This window comes from Citrobacter sp. HN-141 (assembly GCF_033341895.1).
GTDB lineage: Bacteria > Pseudomonadota > Gammaproteobacteria > Enterobacterales > Enterobacteriaceae > Citrobacter.
In genome coordinates, this window is sequence record NZ_JAWPBF010000008.1 from 214,291 (window position 1) to 233,198 (window position 18,908).

The 18,908-nt window shown below is 52.6% G+C and carries 19 protein-coding genes and 1 tRNA gene; 9 read left to right on the forward strand and 11 right to left on the reverse strand.

Annotated elements, in window-relative coordinates; genetic code table 11:
• Positions 1-227 precede the first annotated feature (227 nt).
• The 5 genes from trxB (at position 228) to infA (ending at position 6,053) form a co-directional block, all read left to right on the forward strand.
• Complete coding sequence (trxB, locus tag RYZ59_RS12160) at positions 228-1,196, forward strand: thioredoxin-disulfide reductase (RefSeq protein WP_005123580.1); 969 nt, start codon at positions 228-230, stop codon at positions 1,194-1,196.
• Between the two features lie 114 nt (positions 1,197-1,310).
• Positions 1,311-3,077 carry a heme ABC transporter permease/ATP-binding protein CydD gene (gene cydD / locus RYZ59_RS12165; RefSeq protein WP_318047960.1) on the forward strand — a complete coding sequence of 589 codons (1,767 nt, stop codon included), beginning with the start codon at positions 1,311-1,313 and terminating at the stop codon, positions 3,075-3,077.
• Positions 3,078-4,799, forward strand: a complete 1,722-nt coding sequence (cydC, locus tag RYZ59_RS12170; RefSeq protein WP_318047959.1) for a heme ABC transporter ATP-binding protein/permease CydC — start codon at positions 3,078-3,080, stop codon at positions 4,797-4,799. It begins immediately after the preceding gene.
• 44 nt (positions 4,800-4,843) lie between these two features.
• Entirely contained in the window at positions 4,844-5,548 is a 705-nt protein-coding gene (gene aat / locus RYZ59_RS12175) for a leucyl/phenylalanyl-tRNA--protein transferase (protein WP_318047958.1), read from the forward strand.
• A gap of 286 nt (positions 5,549-5,834) precedes the next feature.
• Complete coding sequence (infA, locus tag RYZ59_RS12190; RefSeq protein WP_002211347.1) at positions 5,835-6,053, forward strand: translation initiation factor IF-1; 219 nt, start codon at positions 5,835-5,837, stop codon at positions 6,051-6,053.
• A 78-nt stretch (positions 6,054-6,131) separates the two neighbouring features.
• Here the strand turns inward: infA and RYZ59_RS12195 are convergent, their stop codons facing one another.
• On the reverse strand, positions 6,132-7,043 hold the full coding sequence (locus RYZ59_RS12195; protein ID WP_318047957.1) for a LysR family transcriptional regulator: 912 nt from the start codon (positions 7,041-7,043) through the stop codon (positions 6,132-6,134).
• Between the two features lie 108 nt (positions 7,044-7,151).
• On the opposite strand from RYZ59_RS12195, the gene RYZ59_RS12200 reads away from it, so the two are divergent.
• From RYZ59_RS12200 to RYZ59_RS12210, 3 genes are all read left to right on the forward strand, one after another.
• Positions 7,152-8,012 carry a pirin family protein gene (locus RYZ59_RS12200; RefSeq protein WP_318047956.1) on the forward strand — a complete coding sequence of 287 codons (861 nt, stop codon included), beginning with the start codon at positions 7,152-7,154 and terminating at the stop codon, positions 8,010-8,012.
• 16 nt (positions 8,013-8,028) lie between these two features.
• Positions 8,029-8,706, forward strand: coding sequence for an isochorismatase family protein (locus RYZ59_RS12205; protein ID WP_318047955.1), 678 nt, complete (start codon positions 8,029-8,031; stop codon positions 8,704-8,706).
• 149 nt (positions 8,707-8,855) lie between these two features.
• Positions 8,856-8,943, forward strand: a tRNA-Ser gene (locus RYZ59_RS12210).
• Between the two features lie 499 nt (positions 8,944-9,442).
• On the opposite strand, the gene rlmC is transcribed toward RYZ59_RS12210, so the two are convergent.
• The 10 genes from rlmC to RYZ59_RS12260 form a co-directional block, all read right to left on the reverse strand.
• Positions 9,443-10,570: a 23S rRNA (uracil(747)-C(5))-methyltransferase RlmC gene (gene rlmC, locus RYZ59_RS12215; protein ID WP_318047954.1), complete on the reverse strand. Its 1,128-nt coding sequence runs from the start codon at positions 10,568-10,570 to the stop codon at positions 9,443-9,445.
• A gap of 166 nt (positions 10,571-10,736) precedes the next feature.
• Positions 10,737-11,225, reverse strand: a complete 489-nt coding sequence (locus RYZ59_RS12220; protein WP_271440633.1) for a YbjO family protein — start codon at positions 11,223-11,225, stop codon at positions 10,737-10,739.
• Between the two features lie 59 nt (positions 11,226-11,284).
• The gene (potI, locus tag RYZ59_RS12225; RefSeq protein WP_048212155.1) at positions 11,285-12,130 is read right to left on the reverse strand and encodes a putrescine ABC transporter permease PotI; all 846 of its coding nucleotides are present in this window, start codon (positions 12,128-12,130) and stop codon (positions 11,285-11,287) included.
• Positions 12,127-13,080 (reverse strand): putrescine ABC transporter permease PotH, encoded by a 954-nt coding sequence (potH, locus tag RYZ59_RS12230; RefSeq protein WP_318047953.1) that lies wholly within the window; start codon positions 13,078-13,080, stop codon positions 12,127-12,129. Before potH ends, potI begins: the two co-directional genes overlap by 4 nt.
• A gap of 9 nt (positions 13,081-13,089) precedes the next feature.
• Positions 13,090-14,223, reverse strand: a complete 1,134-nt coding sequence (potG, locus tag RYZ59_RS12235) for a putrescine ABC transporter ATP-binding subunit PotG (protein WP_318047952.1) — start codon at positions 14,221-14,223, stop codon at positions 13,090-13,092.
• 139 nt (positions 14,224-14,362) lie between these two features.
• On the reverse strand, positions 14,363-15,475 hold the full coding sequence (gene potF, locus RYZ59_RS12240) for a spermidine/putrescine ABC transporter substrate-binding protein PotF (protein ID WP_137384281.1): 1,113 nt from the start codon (positions 15,473-15,475) through the stop codon (positions 14,363-14,365).
• Positions 15,476-15,905: 430 nt separating this feature from the next.
• Positions 15,906-16,382: a YbjN domain-containing protein gene (locus RYZ59_RS12245; RefSeq protein ID WP_202039038.1), complete on the reverse strand. Its 477-nt coding sequence runs from the start codon at positions 16,380-16,382 to the stop codon at positions 15,906-15,908.
• Between the two features lie 90 nt (positions 16,383-16,472).
• Complete coding sequence (gene rimK / locus RYZ59_RS12250; RefSeq protein ID WP_005123604.1) at positions 16,473-17,375, reverse strand: 30S ribosomal protein S6--L-glutamate ligase; 903 nt, start codon at positions 17,373-17,375, stop codon at positions 16,473-16,475.
• 59 nt (positions 17,376-17,434) lie between these two features.
• Positions 17,435-18,157 (reverse strand): nitroreductase NfsA, encoded by a 723-nt coding sequence (nfsA, locus tag RYZ59_RS12255; RefSeq protein WP_318047951.1) that lies wholly within the window; start codon positions 18,155-18,157, stop codon positions 17,435-17,437.
• Positions 18,141-18,431: a YbjC family protein gene (locus RYZ59_RS12260; protein ID WP_286628242.1), complete on the reverse strand. Its 291-nt coding sequence runs from the start codon at positions 18,429-18,431 to the stop codon at positions 18,141-18,143. Before RYZ59_RS12260 ends, nfsA begins: the two co-directional genes overlap by 17 nt.
• 192 nt (positions 18,432-18,623) lie before the next feature.
• Between RYZ59_RS12260 and RYZ59_RS12265 the strand changes: the two genes are divergently transcribed.
• The gene (locus RYZ59_RS12265) at positions 18,624-18,887 is read left to right on the forward strand and encodes a GrxA family glutaredoxin (RefSeq protein ID WP_005123606.1); all 264 of its coding nucleotides are present in this window, start codon (positions 18,624-18,626) and stop codon (positions 18,885-18,887) included.
• Positions 18,888-18,908 lie beyond the last annotated feature (21 nt).

The following is an 18,908-nucleotide window of genomic DNA, read 5'->3' on the forward strand; positions in this document are numbered from 1 at the left end:
GATTTTAAGTAGAAATCATTATATCCCTGTCATAGTTCACGTCGCCTGTGCGTTGGCTTCACGCGGCCACCCACTCGAATAAATTAGGGAAGCGCGTTACCCTCAATTTTGCCCATCATCGGTTTCCGCTATTACACATATTGTTAACAAAATCGCCATACTCTTTTTTTACGTCTGCAAATTCCCTACAATCCTGCCCATTGCCTACCAACAACTATGGGGATCTCATGGGCACGACCAAACACAGTAAACTTCTTATTCTGGGTTCAGGCCCTGCGGGCTATACCGCCGCCGTCTACGCTGCGCGCGCAAACCTGCAGCCGGTGCTGATTACCGGTATGGAAAAAGGCGGTCAGCTGACCACGACAACAGAAGTGGAGAACTGGCCTGGCGATCCAAACGATCTCACTGGCCCGCTGCTGATGGAGCGCATGCACGAGCACGCAACGAAATTTGAAACGGAGATCATCTTCGATCACATCAGCAAGGTTGATCTGCAAAACCGCCCTTTCCGCCTCACCGGAGACAGCGGCGAGTACACCTGTGACGCACTGATTATCGCCACTGGCGCTTCAGCACGTTATCTGGGCTTACCTTCAGAAGAAGCCTTTAAAGGCCGCGGCGTCTCCGCCTGCGCAACCTGCGACGGTTTCTTCTATCGTAACCAAAAAGTTGCGGTGATCGGCGGCGGCAACACCGCGGTGGAAGAAGCGTTGTACCTGGCGAATATCGCCTCCGAAGTTCACTTGATTCACCGCCGCGACAGTTTCCGTGCTGAGAAAATCCTCATCAAACGTTTGATGGACAAAGTTGAAAACGGCAACATCGTGCTGCACACGCATCGCACACTGGAAGAAGTGACTGGCGATCAAATGGGTGTCACCGGATTGCGCCTGCGCGATACGCAAAATACTGACAACGTTGAATCTCTCGACGTCGCCGGATTGTTTGTCGCCATCGGCCACAGCCCGAACACGGCTATTTTTGATGGTCAACTTGAACTGGAAAACGGCTATATCAAAGTTCAGTCCGGTATTCACGGCAATGCGACACAAACCAGCATTCCTGGTGTGTTCGCTGCCGGTGACGTGATGGACCATATTTATCGTCAGGCGATTACCTCAGCTGGCACAGGTTGTATGGCCGCCCTGGACGCTGAACGTTATCTCGACGGTCTGGCGGACGCCTGCAAATAGTTTTTACAAATCAGTAACAAAAGTAAAAAAGGCGACTATAAGTCGCCTTTATTTTTGCCCCGTTGTAACATTGTCCTGCCCAAAAATTCCAATAACTCACCTGCTAAGCGTGCAATGAATAAAACCCGTCAAAAAGAGCTTACCCGCTGGTTAAAACAGCAAAGTGTCATTTCTCAACGCTGGCTGAATATTTCACGCCTGTTGGGGTTCGTGAGTGGCCTGTTAATTGTCGCTCAGGCCTGGCTCATGGCTCGGATTCTGCAGCACATGATCATGGAAAATATTCCCCGTGAAGCGCTGCTGTTCCCTTTCGTCGTGCTGGTCTTGATTTTTATCCTGCGGGCGTGGGTTGTCTGGTTACGTGAGCGAATAGGGTTTCATGCGGGCCAACATATTCGTTTTGAGATTCGTCGTCAGGTTCTGGACCGTCTGCAACAGGCGGGGCCAGCATGGATACAGGGGAAGCCAGCCGGAAGCTGGGCCACGCTGATTCTGGAACAGATTGACGATATGCATGACTACTATGCGCGTTATTTGCCGCAAATGGCGCTTGCGGTATGCGTCCCGTTATTGATTGTGGCTGCCGTTTTCCCGTCAAACTGGGTTGCAGCCCTTATCCTGCTGGGAACCGCCCCCCTAATCCCTTTGTTTATGGCGATGGTCGGTATGGGCGCTGCCGATGCCAACCGGCGTAACTTTCAGGCACTTGCCCGACTCAGCGGTCACTTCCTCGATCGCTTGCGCGGCATGGAAACACTGAGAATTTTTGGTCGCGGTGAAGCGGAGACGGAAAGCATTCGGGCTGCATCGCAGGATTTCCGTCAGCGCACGATGGAAGTGCTTCGCCTGGCATTCCTCTCTTCGGGCGTGCTGGAGTTTTTCACTTCGCTCTCCATTGCTCTGGTAGCCGTGTACTTCGGTTTTTCTTATCTTGGCGAGCTTGATTTCGGCCACTACGGAACCGGCGTCACGCTGGCGGCAGGTTTCCTGGCGCTGATTCTGGCACCGGAATTTTTCCAGCCGCTGCGCGATCTGGGGACGTTTTACCATGCCAAGGCGCAAGCGGTAGGCGCTGCCGACAGTCTGAAAACGTTCATGGAAACCCCGCTCGCGCATCCTGAGCGTGGCGATATTGAGCTGGCGACCAAAGACGCGGTTGCAATTGAAGCCGAAGATCTGATCATCACCTCACCCGAAGGCAAAATCCTGGCGGGTCCGCTTAACTTCTCCCTACCCGCAGGCCAGCGCGCGGTGCTGGTTGGGCGCAGTGGTTCCGGTAAGAGCTCGTTGCTGAATGTCCTGTCTGGTTTTCTCTCATATCAGGGCTCATTGCGTATTAATGGCTTTGAACTTCGTGACTTGTCGCCTGACGCCTGGCGTAAACAACTCTCATGGGTTGGGCAAAACCCGCAGCTTCCGGCAGCGACATTGCGCGAAAATGTGCTGCTGGCATGCCCTGATGCCAGCGAAGAACAGCTACAGGCCGCGCTCGATAGCGCCTGGGTCAGTGAATTTTTACCGCTGCTTCCTCAGGGTGTGGATACCCCTGTGGGCGACCAGGCTGGTCGACTTTCTGTCGGGCAAGCGCAGCGTGTTGCCGTTGCCCGCGCCTTACTCAACCCGTGTCAGCTACTGCTGCTCGACGAACCCGCAGCCAGTCTGGATGCACACAGCGAACAACGTGTGATGCAGGCGTTGAATGCGGCATCGTGCCGCCAGAGCACACTGATGGTTACGCACCAGCTGGAAGATCTTGCCGACTGGGACGCTATCTGGGTCATGCAAGACGGTCAGATTGTCGAACAAGGTACCTATGCGCAACTTAGTACAGCCAACGGGGCTTTTGCGACATTACTGGCTCACCGTCAGGAGGACATCTAAATGCGCGCTTTGCTACCCTATCTGACGCTGTATAAACGTCATAAATGGATGTTAACACTGGGGATCGTTCTGGCGATCGTCACATTATTGGCAAGCATTGGTTTGCTGACGCTTTCAGGCTGGTTCCTGTCTGCTTCCGCCGTTGTCGGTGTCACCGGGATTTACAGTTTTAACTACATGCTCCCGGCAGCTGGCGTTCGCGGGGCGGCAATTACCCGAACCGCAGGTCGTTATTTTGAACGACTGGTCAGCCACGATGCGACGTTTCGTGTATTGCAGCATTTGCGTATTTACACCTTCAGCAAATTGCTGCCGCTCTCCCCTGCTGGCCTGTCCCGTTATGGACAAGGTGAATTGCTTAACCGCGTGGTGGCGGATGTCGACACGCTCGATCATCTCTATTTGCGCGTGCTCTCCCCGCTGGTGGGTGCGTTTGTCGTTATTGTGGTGGTCACGCTAGGATTGAGCGTTCTCGATCTCACGCTCGCCATCACTCTTGGCGGCATTATGCTGCTTACTCTGTTCATCTTGCCCCCGTTGTTTTATCAGGCGGGTAAAAGCACCGGGCAGAACCTGACGCATCTGCGCGGGCAATATCGTCAGCAGTTGACCTCCTGGTTACAGGGTCAGGCTGAGCTGACCATTTTTGGCGCCAGTGAACGCTATCGCACACAAATGGAAGCCACCGAATTACAGTGGCACGAAGCGCAGCGTCGTCAGTCCGAATTAACGGCCTTGTCTCAGGCTGTCATGCTACTGATTGGCGCTCTGGCTGTAGTGATGATGTTATGGATGGCTTCAGGTGGTGTAGGCGGAAACACACAACCTGGCGCACTGATAGCGTTGTTTGTGTTCTGCGCGCTGGCCGCTTTCGAAGCATTAGCACCCGTCACCGGCGCATTTCAGCATCTCGGCCAGGTGATTGCTTCAGCGCTACGTATTACCGAACTGACCGAACAGCAGCCGGAAGTCACCTTCCCGGATACGGAATCTACTGTTTCAGAACAGATTACTCTGACATTGCGTGAGGTGTCTTTCAGCTATCCTGGGCAAACGCAAAAAGCGCTGGACACCCTTTCTTTGCTCGCTAAACCCGGTGAACACATTGCGATTCTGGGTCGGACAGGCTGTGGGAAATCAACGTTACTGCAGTTATTGACCCGTGCATGGGATCCACAAAGCGGCGAAATTCTGATTAACGATCGTCCGATTTCAACGCTGAACGAAGCCGCATTGCGTCAATGCATCAGCGTCGTACCACAACGAGTGCATCTGTTCAGTGCGACATTGCGCGATAACCTGCTGCTGGCTGCGCCACACGCCAGCGATGAAGCGCTATCCGCGATGCTGTGCCGCGTCGGTCTGGACAAACTGCTTGAGGGTGATGGACTCAACGCCTGGTTAGGTGAAGGTGGTCGACAGCTTTCTGGCGGCGAACTCCGTCGTCTGGCTATCGCGCGAGCCTTGCTGCACGATGCGCCGCTGATGCTTCTGGATGAACCGACTGAAGGTCTGGATGCGACAACGGAAAGCCAAATGCTTGAATTGATTAACGATGTGATGTGCAATAAAACCGTACTCATGGTCACACATCGCCTGCGCGGACTGTCGCGATTTAATCAAATAATAGTGATGGACAACGGACGCATAATTGAGCAAGGTAATCACGCAGATCTGTTAGCCAGGCAGGGGCGTTATTACCAGTTTAAGCAACGTCTGTAAGCTATTATTGAACGATCCAACTCGCGTAGTGGAGTTTCGCTGTCATGCGCCTGGTGCAACTGTCCCGCCATTCTATCGCCTTCCCCTCACCGGAAGGCGCTTTACGCGAGCCTAACGGTTTGTTGGCGCTGGGGGGCGATCTCAGCCCTGCGCGCCTGCTAATGGCCTACCAACGCGGTATTTTCCCGTGGTTTTCCCCTGGCGACCCTATCCTCTGGTGGTCGCCCGACCCACGCGCCATTCTTTGGCCTGACAAATTTCACGTAAGTCGCAGCATGAAGCGCTTTCATAAACACTCACCGTATCGCGTGACGCTCAATTACGCGTTTGGTCAGGTCATTGAAGGATGTGCAAACGACCGGGAAGAAGGCACCTGGATAACGCATGATGTCGTGGATGCCTATCATCGGCTGCATGAACTTGGACACGCGCACTCTATTGAAGTATGGCGGCAAAATGAATTAGTCGGCGGGATGTACGGCGTTGCGCAAGGTACCCTTTTTTGCGGTGAATCGATGTTCAGTCGCCAGGAAAATGCCTCCAAAACCGCACTGCTTGTTTTTTGCGCCGAATTTATCCGTCAGGGCGGAAAATTAATCGATTGCCAGGTGTTAAATACCCATACCGCGTCACTGGGAGCCGTTGAGACTCCGCGCAGGGACTACCTTGAACATTTAAGCAGGCTACGCCAGCAGCGCCTACCGAGCCACTTCTGGGTGCCCAGGACGTTATTTTCGCCTCAGGAGTGAATGTTTTCGGCACATTTTTTGTCGGGGTGTTATAATTGGTGCCGCAGAGTCGGTTTAGCCCATTACCCCGCCGCCGTTAAGGAACAGTTCGCGTCAGGCAACGCCTATCGTTTATCTCATCGTTCCCTTACACGTTGCGCTTTTAGTGCGGCTTTGTTGTGTGCGGTTAGAGTAATGCGCCAAACCCGATTTGCTGCGTTTTAAACGCACAAATCTTTACTTATTAAAAGAACTTCGGCATTATCTTGCCGGTTCAAATTACGGTAGTGATACCCCAGAGGATTAGATGGCCAAAGAAGACAATATTGAAATGCAGGGTACCGTTCTCGATACGTTACCTAATACCATGTTCCGCGTAGAGTTAGAAAACGGTCACGTGGTTACTGCACACATCTCCGGTAAAATGCGTAAAAACTATATCCGCATCCTGACGGGCGACAAAGTGACTGTTGAACTAACCCCGTACGACCTGAGCAAAGGCCGCATTGTCTTCCGTAGTCGCTGATTGTTTTAACGCCCGAATGGCGTCCAGATAATAAAAGGTCGGTTTAACCGGCCTTTTTTGTTGGCTGATATTACGTATTTAATCCTCGTTCATTCGTGCATATTCTTCCGTGAGGAAATCCACCAATGCACGAACCGACGGCAATAACCCCCTGCGCGATGGAAAGACCGCGTGAATGATCTCTCGCTTTGGTTCCCAACCGTCGAGTAATGCCACCAGCTCGCCCGCCGCTATTTGCTCTTTTACCATCAATTGCGGGAGCTGAACGACCCCTACACCTGCCACTGCCGCTTCGCGTAAAGCCAGCATGTCGGTGGTGATCATACGCGGTGTGAAATGCACCTCCGCACGCGCGCCCTGTGGGCCAAATAATTCCCAGCGATGCACATGCTTACCCGTGGCCAGGCTCAGACCCGGCCATCGGGTCAGCTCCGCTGGCGCATGTAAAGTGCCCATCTGCTCGATCAATCGCGGGCTGGCATACAGGCGATGCCCCCTGTCAGCAAGTACACGCATTACCAGATCGCTATCCTCAAAAGGACGGGGTCTGACGCGAATCGCGACATCAAGGCCTTCACCAACGACGTCCACACGGCGGTTAGTGGCCTCCAGTTGTACGGATACGTCAGGATAACGCGCCATAAAACGGGCAAGCATGGCGCCGACATGCACGTGCAGTAAAGTGACCGGACAGGTCAGCTTCACAATACCTCGCGGCTCTACCTGCAACGCCGCAATGGCATCCTGCGCTGCCTGTGCTTCCACCAGCATAGCCTTACAGTGTTCGTAGAACGTTTGTCCAACTTCAGTAACATTAAACTGCCGGGTGGTTCGCTGAATCAATCGCACCCCCAGCTTCTCCTCCAGTTGTGCAATTCGACGGCTCAGTTTTGATTTCGGTTCATCGAGCGCCCGACCGGCCGCAGCGAATCCTCCTTCTTCAACGACGTGAACAAACCACGCGAAATCATTGAGATCCGGCTTAGTCATCTTATTGTCCTATTTATGAGACTGTGAAGGCTATTTTAGCTACTACTCAGTTCTCTGTCATGAATATAAGCTTATTCACATCAAGATAACGCCACTGAGGAGACACATATGAAACAAGTAACAGGCGTCTACACCGCACCTCGCCCACACTGGGTTGGCGATGGATTCCCGGTTCGCTCGATGTTCTCTTACCAGTCTCATGCTGAACAGTTAAGTCCGTTCCTGCTGCTGGATTACGCCGGGCCACATACCTTTACCCCAGGTAATGAAAAACGTGGCGTGGGTGAACACCCTCACCGTGGTTTCGAAACGGTGACCATCGTTTACAGCGGTGAAGTTGAACATCGTGACTCAACCGGCCGCGGTGGGATTATCGGCCCAGGCGACGTGCAGTGGATGACTGCAGGTGCAGGCATTTTACACGAAGAATTCCATTCGCCGGAATTTACCCAGAAGGGTGGCGAGCTGGAAATGGTGCAACTTTGGGTCAACCTACCAGCGAAAGACAAAATGACCGTCCCCGGATATCAGGGCATTAGTCGTGATGTTATCCCTACTGTCGCGCTGCCAGATGACGCCGGCACTCTCCGTGTCATTGCGGGCAGTTATCAGGAGACAAAAGGTCCGGCTCATACCTTCTCACCGCTAAATGTCTGGGATATGCGTCTGCAGCGTAATCATCAGTTCACGCTGTCTCAGCCGGAAGGATGGAGCACCGCACTGGTCGTACTGAAAGGCAACATCACCGTAAACGGCACCACCCCCGTTAGCGAGGCACAGCTGGTGGTGTTAAGCCAGCAGGGTAAAACATTGCATATTGAAGCCAGTAGCGATGCCAGCGTCTTGCTGTTGTCAGGCGAGCCGTTGAATGAGCCGATTGTGGGTTACGGTCCGTTTGTCATGAACACGAAACAAGAAATCGCAGAAGCCGTACGCGATTTTAACTCCGGCCGCTTTGGCCAAATCTGAATCAAAGGAGAATACTATGTCCAGCCCTGCAAACTTTAATGGTTCACGCCCGGTCATCGATGTAAATGATTCCGTTATGCTGCTTATCGATCACCAGAGCGGACTTTTCCAGACCGTAGGTGATATGCCAATGCCAGAACTGCGCGCACGCGCTGCCGCGCTGGCTAAAATGGCCTCTTTGGCGAAGATGCCGGTGATTACCACCGCATCAGTACCGCAGGGACCGAACGGCCCGTTGATCCCTGAGATCCACGCCAATGCGCCTCATGCTCAATACGTGGCGCGTAAAGGTGAAATCAACGCCTGGGATAACGAAGATTTTGTAAAAGCCGTGAAAGCGACCGGTCGTAAGACGCTGATTATCGCCGGTACCATCACCAGTGTTTGCATAGCTTTCCCGGCCATTAGTGCGGTTGCGGAAGGTTACAAAGTGTTCGCCGTTATCGATGCTTCCGGTACCTACAGTAAAATGGCGCAGGAAATTACCCTGGCACGTGTCGTTCAGGCAGGCGTAGTACCGATGGATACCGCCGCCGTTGCTTCAGAACTGCAGGGTACATGGAACCGTGAAGATGCCGCAGAGTGGGCAGAAGTGTACACGAAAGTATTCCCGGCATATCAGCTGCTGATTGAGAGCTACAGCAAAGCTCAGGAAGTCGTCACCAACGGTGAAAAACTGGACTCTCAGCGCTAATCCTCTCCCCCACGCCTGTCCGGGTGGGGGAATATGTACATTGCGTAACCAAACGAATATGAACATGTAAATTCTGCTTGACCGTTTTAGCGCAACTCCCTATAGTAGCGCCCCGTTGCCCCCCATGTGGTCAGGCAGCAATACAATATGGTGAGGTGTCCGAGTGGCTGAAGGAGCACGCCTGGAAAGTGTGTATACGGCAACGTATCCGGGGTTCGAATCCCCGCCTCACCGCCATATTTTAAGAAGAGCTCGTACGAAAGTACGGGCTTTTTTTTCGCATGTTGCATAGCCAGGTGGGGATGAGAAGCCCCGACTGGGGTTCGACTACTGGCGCAGCCAGTTGGACAGACCGGGAGCGCAGCGAACGGGCTGCCCCGTAGGGGCGAGCAAAGCGAGTCAATCCCCCCCTCACCGCCATATTCGAGAAAGAGCTCGTACGAAAGTACGGGCTTTTTTTTCGCCTGTTGCACATCTCCGGGGGATGAGACTCCCCGACCGGGGTTCGACTACTGGCGCAGCCAGTTGGACAGACCGGGAGCACAGCGAACGGGCTGCCCCGTAGGGGCGAGCAAAGCGAGTCAATCCCCGCCTCACCGCCATATTCGAGAAAGAGCTCGTACGCAAGTACGGGCTTTTTTTTCGCATGTTGCATTTGCCGGATGCGGTGCAAGCACCTTATCCTGCCTACGAATAACCCACAGCCTGATAAGCAAAGCACCATCAGGCATGGCAGTTATTGTCGGCTGAGCAGCGTTAACACTTCATAATGCGCGGTGTGTGGGAACATATCGAAAAGCTGGACGCGTTCAATGCGATACCCTGGCAACTCGCGAATATCCTTCGCCATGGTTTGCGCATTACAGCTGGAATAAACAATAAAACGTGGCGCCATTTGGGAAAGAAAATCGCACAGCGGTTTGCCAATCCCGCGACGCGGCGGATTCACCAGCACCAGGTCCGGCACTTCCCCCTGAGCGGTAGCAAACTGAGTTGAGTCCAGCGCCTGAAAATGCAGATTCTGCAACCCAAGCTCCTGCGCTGACTGCTTCGCGCAGGTAATCGCCTCTGGCGCGATTTCAATCCCCGTCAGTTTCATCTGCGGCGTAGCGCAATGCAGACCAAAACCCCCGACGCCGCAAAACAGATCCCACATGTGATTAACCGGAAGCTGACGCACCCAGTCGCGCGCCGTGGCATATAACTGTCCCGCCACCACTGGGTTAGTCTGGAAGAAGCTCTGCGGGCGGATCCACAACGGCACATCATTAAAACGTTCGGCCAGCGCCTGCTGTTCGGTCAGGAAGATTTCTGTCTCCCCTTCCATAATCGCCATATGCACAGGCTGGATATTGACGCTAATGACTTTTAGCTGCGGTAGCTGTGCCTGCAGCCACAGCAGCGCCGTACGCAGTTGTGCCAGTTTCGCGTCAGAACGTAAAACAAAACGCAGCATCATGCCACCGTCAAACTGGCTTTCCGTTAACAGCAGATATTTAAGCTCACCCCGTTTGCGGGCCACGTTGTAAGGCGTAAGCCCCGCGCGGGCAATAAACGGCTTTAGCGCGGTAAACACGGGCGAAAAAGAAGCGGGATACAGCGGACAATCGCACAAATCTTCAGGTGTACCGTCGCGATGCAGCATGCCCAGCAATGGTTTTTCCACGCTGCCGCTGACCACCATTTTGGCTTTATTTCGAAACGCGTTTTCCGCACCACCGATCGGTGCACACCATTCCCCGACCGAAAAATCGGCCAGCAGATGCTGGAGATCGGCTGTTTTTGCAGAGAGTTGTTCGGCGATGGGCTGCGTTATCCACTGACAAGAGCGGCAGCGTTCGGCGTCATAAAGTGCGCACTGCATACAAAAACCTACAAATTAACAGGGGGCGAAGATTATATACCCGTCATACTTCAAGTTACAGGTGTGTTGGCTGTGCTCACTCACCCCAGTCACTTACTTATGTAAGCTCCTGGGGATTCATTCACTTGCCGCCTTCCTGTAACTCGAATTATTTAGGGTATGCGCGTTATTGCAAACGGAAAAACCGCCTGCTGGACGCAGGAATAAACAGCAGCAGCAACACCAGCATATCCGGCAATTTTTGCATCACCAGCGTATGCAGGATTTCACGTCTGGACTCCCCCGCAATACTGAACAGTTCCGGATATCCGTAGCCCAGCGAAGCCGCCCACAGATAAATGCTAGCGATAACCTGGGTCAGCAGGTAGATCCAGCGCGCCCAGTTTCGTCCTTTGACCAGCGAAAATGCGCAGTAAATTTCGACAAACAGCAGCACCAGGCTACCCAGAAACACCAGCGTCAAATTCCAGGTCTGCACACTGCGATGAATAAACTCACTGGTTCCACGAAAACCAAGCGTATTAAAAATCATCAACAGATCGAGACAGCGGATCATGATGATAGCCAGCGCCGCCACCTGCACTAAAGCAGGGACGTTTAAGCGAGCATGTGATGTGGATGATTTCTTAAAAAATCCCAACGCGTCGTCTTCCATGAAAACGGCGCAACCACCACAGCTGCGCCGTATAGACAGATTGGCAGATTTTAGTTTTTTCAGCCGCGTCTTGCACGTTGGATATCGCGTATCCGTTGTTTTTCTGTTCGTGCCATCAGATACCACGCGATAAATCCGATAATTCCTACCACGCCAAGGATCAGCGTCGCCAGCGCGTTGATCTCCGGGTTAACCCCCATACGTACGCTGGAGAACACCAGCATTGGCAAGGTTGTCGCCCCAGGACCAGAGACAAAGCTGGCGATAACCAAATCATCCAGCGATAGCGTAAAGGCCAGTAACCAACCGGAAATGACCGCCGGCATAATCATCGGCAGCGTAATGACGAAAAAGACCTTCAGCGGCGTCGCGCCAAGATCCATCGCCGCTTCCTCAATGGAGTGATCCAGCTCGCGCAAACGCGATGAAATCACCACCGCGACGTACGCCGTACAGAAGGTGACGTGCGCCAGCCAGATGGTCAACATACCGCGATCTGCCGGCCAGCCGATGGCGTGAGCCAACGCCACAAATAGCAGCAGCAGCGACAAACCGGTAATAACATCCGGCATGACCAGCGGCGCGGTGATCATAAAGGCGAAACCATTCGAACCACGAAAACGACCAAAGCGCACCATCACTACGGCAGCAATCGTACCAAGAATAGCTGCCATCGTCGCAGCACAGGCAGCAATCGTTAAACTCATGCCGACAGCACTCATCATTGCAGTATCGTGGAAAAGTTCACCGTACCAGCGTGTTGACCACCCCGCCCACACCGTCACCAGCTTGGAGCTGTTAAACGAATAGATAACTAACATCAGCATGGGGGCGTACAGGAACGTAAACCCCACGACCAGGATAAAGATCCGCCACGGCGAGCGAACGACCGGCAAGTTATTCATCCGTGTTCCCCCACGCTTTTTTGCTGATACTTATGAAACCACATGATTGGCACAATCAGTAACAGCAACATGATGATGGCAACCGCAGACGCCACCGGCCAGTCGCGGTTATTGAAAAACTCCTGCCATAGCACGCGGCCGATCATTATGCTGTCAGGCCCCCCAAGCAGTTCCGGAATAACAAATTCCCCTACCGCCGGGATAAACACCAGCATTGAACCGGCGATAATCCCGCCTTTGGTCAACGGCACAATCACGCTAAAAAAGGTTTTCAACGGCCGTGCCCCCAGATCCAGCGCAGCTTCCACCAGCGAATAGTCAATGCGCGTCAGTGCGGTATAAATCGGCAGTACCATAAAGGGCAAATAGGCATAAACAATGCCGATATAAACCGCCAGGTTGGTATGCAGGATCGTCAATGGCTGATCGATAACGCCCAGCCACATCAGGAAGTTGTTCAGCACCCCGTTATTTTTCAGGATACCCATCCAGGCATAGACGCGAATCAAGAAAGAGGTCCAGGACGGTAAGATCACCAGCAACAGCAGAATATTACGCGTTGAGGGTTTACTGTGCGCGACGGCCCATGCCAGCGGGTATCCCAGCAGCAGGCAACAGATTGTCGAAATCCCCGCCACCTGTAACGATTGCAGATAGGCATCGAAATAGAGCGGATCGTCCGTCAGTTGCAGGAAGTTGCCTAAGTTGAGCGTGATGGATAACTGATCATCAGCCCATGAAACAAGGTCGGTATAGGGTGGAATAGCGCGCGCCATTTCAGCCAAACTGATTTTGAAGACAATCAGAAAAGGCAGCAAAAACAGGAGCAGCAGCCACACATACGGCAGCGCGATCACCAGCTTGCGACCATGTTTCATTTGCAACTGCGACATATACAGCGTGAAACGGCTCGCTTTTTCGGCACGTGCCGGAGGTTCAAGTGTACTCATCTTTACTCCTTAAACCGTCAACACCACACAGCTGTCCGCATCCCAACACAAACGTACCTCTTCACCCCAGGTCGGTAGCCCCTTGCGATAGCGATGTTCGTTTTGCAGCTGGGCACTCAACATCTGGCCGCTTTTTAAACGCACGTGATACACAGACAAATCACCCAGGTAGGCAATATGCACCACCTCGCCCACCGCAAAGTTATAACCCTCTGGCGGAGGGGCTTCGCAGAGCATGATTTTTTCCGGGCGCAGCGCAACATACACCGGGACGTTATCGACAACAGATGCATCGGCGTCCACCTTCAGCGGATGCACCAGTCCTGGAGACTCAATCACCAGACCATCTTCCTGACGTTCTTTTAGCAGTCCCTCAAAAACGTTTACTGAACCGATAAATTCAGCGCTGTAGCGGGTGGTCGGGTGCTCGTAGATCTCTTCCGGCTCGCCAATCTGCACAAATTTTCCGCGGTTCATGATGGCTATACGGCCCGCCATGGTCATGGCTTCTTCCTGGTCGTGCGTCACCATCACGCAGGTCACCCCTACGCGCTCAAGAATATCAACCACTTCCAGCTGCATGCGGTCACGCAGTTTTTTATCCAGCGCGCCCATCGGTTCATCCAGTAACAGCAACTTGGGGCGTTTGGCCAGGCTCCGGGCCAGTGCCACACGTTGACGCTGACCGCCTGAAAGCTGATGCGGCTTCCGTTTGGCGAACTCCTGCATGTGCACCAGCCCGAGCATCTCATTCACCCGGCTAGCGATTTCCGCTTTCGGTAGCTTGTCCTGCTTGAGTCCAAAGGCAATATTCTGTTCCACCGTCATGTGTGGAAACAGAGCGTAGGACTGAAACATCATATTTATTGGGCGCAGATAAGGTGGAACATGCGCCAGATCGACACCGTCCAGCATGATTTGCCCGGTAGTCGGCAACTCAAACCCCGCCAGCATGCGCAACAGGGTTGATTTACCACAACCGGACGCACCAAGCAGGGCAAATATTTCGCCTTTGTAGATAGTGAGATTGACGTCATCGACGGCGTGCTGACCGTCAAATGATTTCGTCAGGTTGCGAATTTCAAGCAGCGGGGTCAGCGCCTTGCGGATTTTCGCTTGTGGGCGTGGGGTTGCATCATTCACTCAAGTGCTCTCCGGCATAAAACAAAGAAACGGTGCAAATAACGCACCTTACTGGTGCGTATTGCCGGGTTTTGTGTGTTCGGGATCACGACATCCCCGGCAGGCACAAGCACCGCCGGGTCGTGTCCCGATCATCGGGTTATTTTCCGCTTTTCACCTTCGTCCAGGCGCGGGTACGTACACGATCGATCTTCGGATCCTGCACTTTCAGTGTGAACAGTTTGGCGCGCACGTCCGCTGGTGGATAGATACCAGGGTTATCACGCACTTCCGGGCTGACCAGAGCCGTCGCTTCTTTGTTAGCATTGGCGTAGAACACGTGGTCGGAAATATGCGCAATCACATCAGGGCGCAGCAGGTAGTTGAGGAACTGGTAGGCTTCGTCTTTGTTTTTCGCATCTGCAGGCATCGCGAACACATCAAAGAACGCCATCGCCCCCTCTTTGGGAATCGAGAAGGAGATATTGACGCCATTTTTCGCTTCTTTCGCACGGTTTGCGGCCTGCCATACATCCCCTGCCCAGCCAATCGCGACACAGGTATCACCATTTGCCAGATCGTTAATGTATTGCGAAGAGTGGAAATAACGGATATTCGGACGCAGTTTCAACAGCAAATCGGTTGCCGGCCCGGTGTAATCATCCGCTTTGGTACTGTTTGGATCTTTACCCAAATAGTTCAGCACAGTAGCAAACACTTCTTCAGGCGCATCGAGGAAAGAGACACCACAGCTTTTGAGTTTTTCCAGATTCTCCGGTTTCAGGATCAAATCCCAGCTGTTAACCGGGGCATCCGCACCCAGCACCGCTTTAACTTTATCCACGTTGTAGCCAATACCGGTGGTTGCCCACATATACGGCATAGCAAACTTATTGTCTGGATCGTGTTTACCCACCAGTTTCAGCAGTTCAGGGTCGAGATTTTTCCAGCCAGGCAGTTTGCTCTTATCCAGGGGCTGGAAAACGCCCGCGGTCAGTTGCCGTTCGAGGAAACTGGCTGACGGAACAACGAGGTCAAAACCGGTGCTGCCAGCCATGAGCTTACCTTCCAGCACCTCATTGGAGTCAAATACATCATAAATGACTTTAATGCCGGTCTCTTTCTCAAAATTAGCCACCGTGTCCGGAGCAATATAGTCAGACCAGTTATAAATATGCAGTGTTTTTTGTTCAGCAGCGAGCGTGCCGGCAGAGACGGCCATCAGAGCACCTGCAACCAGGCCTGATAACCATTTTTTATTTAAGGCGGTCATAATCTCTTTCCTTCTGAAAGTCCGTTAACAAACGAACAAAAAAGTCACACTCTAATGATATGCAAGAAATGTGCATATTATTTCATGCGGCATCAATGAAAGAGAGGTCTCTCTCCCCGCCGCTATTGCTCGCTGATATCCGCTGACTCATTCAACATGCATACAGCTACAGATAGCTCATAATGGGCAAATTGAACGGTGACGTTTACAAGCCTTGCAAGAATAACTTTAGCCAGGATTCGAGGATATAGCCCAGATAAAAAAACGTCTTTTATCAATTTTTTATGCAGGTTTTGTCTATGACGTAAAGCGATAGAGACTAAATCGAAGTGAATAATTCTTTAAGAAAAGGTTAAATGCAGAATAAAAACATGAAATACGCAACCGCTCTGGCAGCGGCTGCGCTATAGATACCCAAAATCAGGAACGATTAGTGGAGGAAATGAACCTCTGCATTGCTGTTTTGCCCGTCTTCTTCGGCATTAAACAACAACTGATGTGCCCCGGCTTCAAGGATCACCATCGATATCTGTTCTTCGCTCTGACGCACAAAACATTCAAACTGTTCAAACGTCACACCCGGCATAACGGATAAAGACTGGCAAACCACCAGCTTTGGCAGATTATCATCCTGCATATCCAGAAAGGCTTTTACCGTCAGCGAGCTGGCATTGATAGCGGACAGATCGGCGGCCAGCGGCAGCAGTGCTGAAGGTCTGACTTCCGCCATCGCGGAAAACAGAATGACGTTATCCACCAGATCAATTTTTGCATCAAAAATGCCGTCGAAGTTCTGCATGTGCGGTAAATGCAGCGCCTGACAGGTATCACATTCAAAAAAACTCATGCCCAGGTCGTCGAGCCATTGACGCAACGTATCCAGAGTGGGAACGACCAGTGATGTCATAATAATGTGCGACCTCTATTGATGAAAAAATTACCGGCACAGCTTACGCAAAAAGACCGTGTCATACCACGATCGCTATCGATATTGCGTTTAGCCGCCGATTTTAAGACAAAATTCAGGAGTAGCATGACGCTCGATCCACTGGATCATTCGCGCGGCAATATCTATCCCTGTGGTTTTCTCCACGCCTTCCAGCCCTGGAGAGGCGTTGACCTCCATAACCAGCGGCCCGCGTTCTGCACGCAGGATATCGACGCCAGCAACATCAAGCCCCATCGTGCGGGCCGCTTTAAGCGCAATGTCCCTTTCCTGCAGCGTGATATTGGCAATCGTAGCAACTCCGCCGCGATGCAAGTTAGAACGGAAATCGCCCTCTTTAGCCCGCCGCTCAATCGCCGCAACCACCTCATCGCCCACCACGAAACAGCGAATATCTCGCCCCTTCGCCTCTTCGATATATTCCTGGACCAGAATATGGGCATTCAGACCACGAAATGCATCCACTACGCTCTCTGCGGCCTGGCGCGTTTCGGCCAATACCACACCGATGCCTTGAGTCCCCTCCACCAGCTTCACCACCAGCGGCGCACCACCGACCATATCAATCATATCGCTGGTATCGTCCGGCGAGTGGGCTATTCCGGTAATCGGCAGGTCAATACCCTGTCGCGCCAACAGTTGTAACGAGCGTAGCTTATCGCGTGCGCGGGTAATCGCTACTGACTCATTCAGCGGGTAGCTACCCAGCATCTCAAACTGACGTAATGCCGCCGTACCGTAGAAGGTAATGGCTGAGCCAATTCTTGGAATGACCGCGTCAAAATGGGGAAGCTGGCGGCCTTTATAATGGATAGAAGACGCTGCCGGGCTAATGTTCATATAACAAGAAAGAGGATCGATAACTTCAACCAGGTGACCGCGTTGCATCGCCGCTTCACGCAGGCGTTTGCAAGAATAGAGCGTTCCATCCCGGGACAAAATGGCAATTTTCACCCTGCACCTCTCTAAAAGACCTGGTAAAAGCTGGCGTATCATACACTGGGTTAAACGCTTTAGCGCGTCGCCCATCCCTGTTTATGTAAATATTCCAGGATAAAGGGACGGCTTTCTTTAATGATGGTGCGGCGAATATGATCGCTCCAGGTATCGCGACGCGTGTTGCTACCACGGGTCAGATAGTACTGCGCAAGCTGTTCATCATATTGCGACAAAACACCCTGATCGAGCGGCTGGTACTGGTTTTCATGCACCACCAGTGTAGCTGGCAGCCGTGGCTTGATGTCCGGGTTATCCGCAGGCCAGCCAAGACACAGGCCAAACAGCGGCAAAACATGCTTCGGCAGCGTCAGTAATTCCGTTACCGGCTCAATATTGTTGCGCAGACCGCCAATGAACACACCGCCAAGCCCCAGCGATTCCGCCGCTGTCAGCGCATTTTGCGCCATCATCGCCGTATCAACCACGCCAAGCAACAGTTGCTCCGCCAGCCCCAGTTGCGCATCGGGGCAAATCTGCAAATGGCGATTAAAATCAGCGCAAAACACCCAGAACTCGGCGGCCTGTGCGACGTGCTTTTGTCCGCCGGATAAGGTCACCAGGGACGCACGCAGATTTTGATCGGTAATACGAATTATCGTCGTGCACTGCAAAAAACTTGAGCTTGATGTCCCTTGAGCGGCAGCAATAATCGCCTCACGCTGTGCGTCCGAAATACTTTCATCGGTGAAATGGCGAATGGACCGGTGGCTGCGAAGTAAATCAATGGTTGGAGTCATCTTTTTTTTCTCTGGCTGAATGGGAAGAAGCGTCGGGAGCACGCGACATCAGCTGCGGTGCCAACAGCTGCGCAATGCGCAACATCAATACCACCGCGGCGGGAAGCATCAACAGCACACCCAGAAATATCATTACCACACAGGCCAATGGCCCGTTTAGCGGTGCGGGTAAGGTGAGATAATCGTTAAGCGACAGCAGCGCCAGCGATAACAAAACCATCCCGATGATTTCCAGAATCAATACGCTTTTGGGTAACACGCCCACTGTGCGCATAGGTGCCTCCCGATAAATGGCGCTTAGTGTAAAACGTTCCGACAGCCCATGTTTAACAAAAATGCGGTTTGAAAAACGAAGGCATAGACTAAGGATATCAAAGCAACAGGCTGAACCTGCTTTCCATCCGTCACAAATCGCGGCATCATAACAACATTCGCCATCTGGCCTGATAAGTTCGAGGAGAGAGAGATGTTTGCTGTTATTTTTGGTCGCCCAGGGTGCCCGTATTGCGTGCGCGCAAAAGAATTAGCAGAAAAATTAAGCAATGAGCATGATGATTTTAACTTCCGCTACATTGATATCCATGCCGAAGGTATTACGAAAGCCGATCTGGAAAAAACGGTAGGTAAGCCAGTTGAGACCGTTCCGCAGATTTTCGTTGATCAACAACACATCGGCGGCTGCACGGATTTTGAAGCGTGGGCAAAAGAGAATATGAATCTGTTCGCCTGATAGCTGTTTCTACGCCCTCCG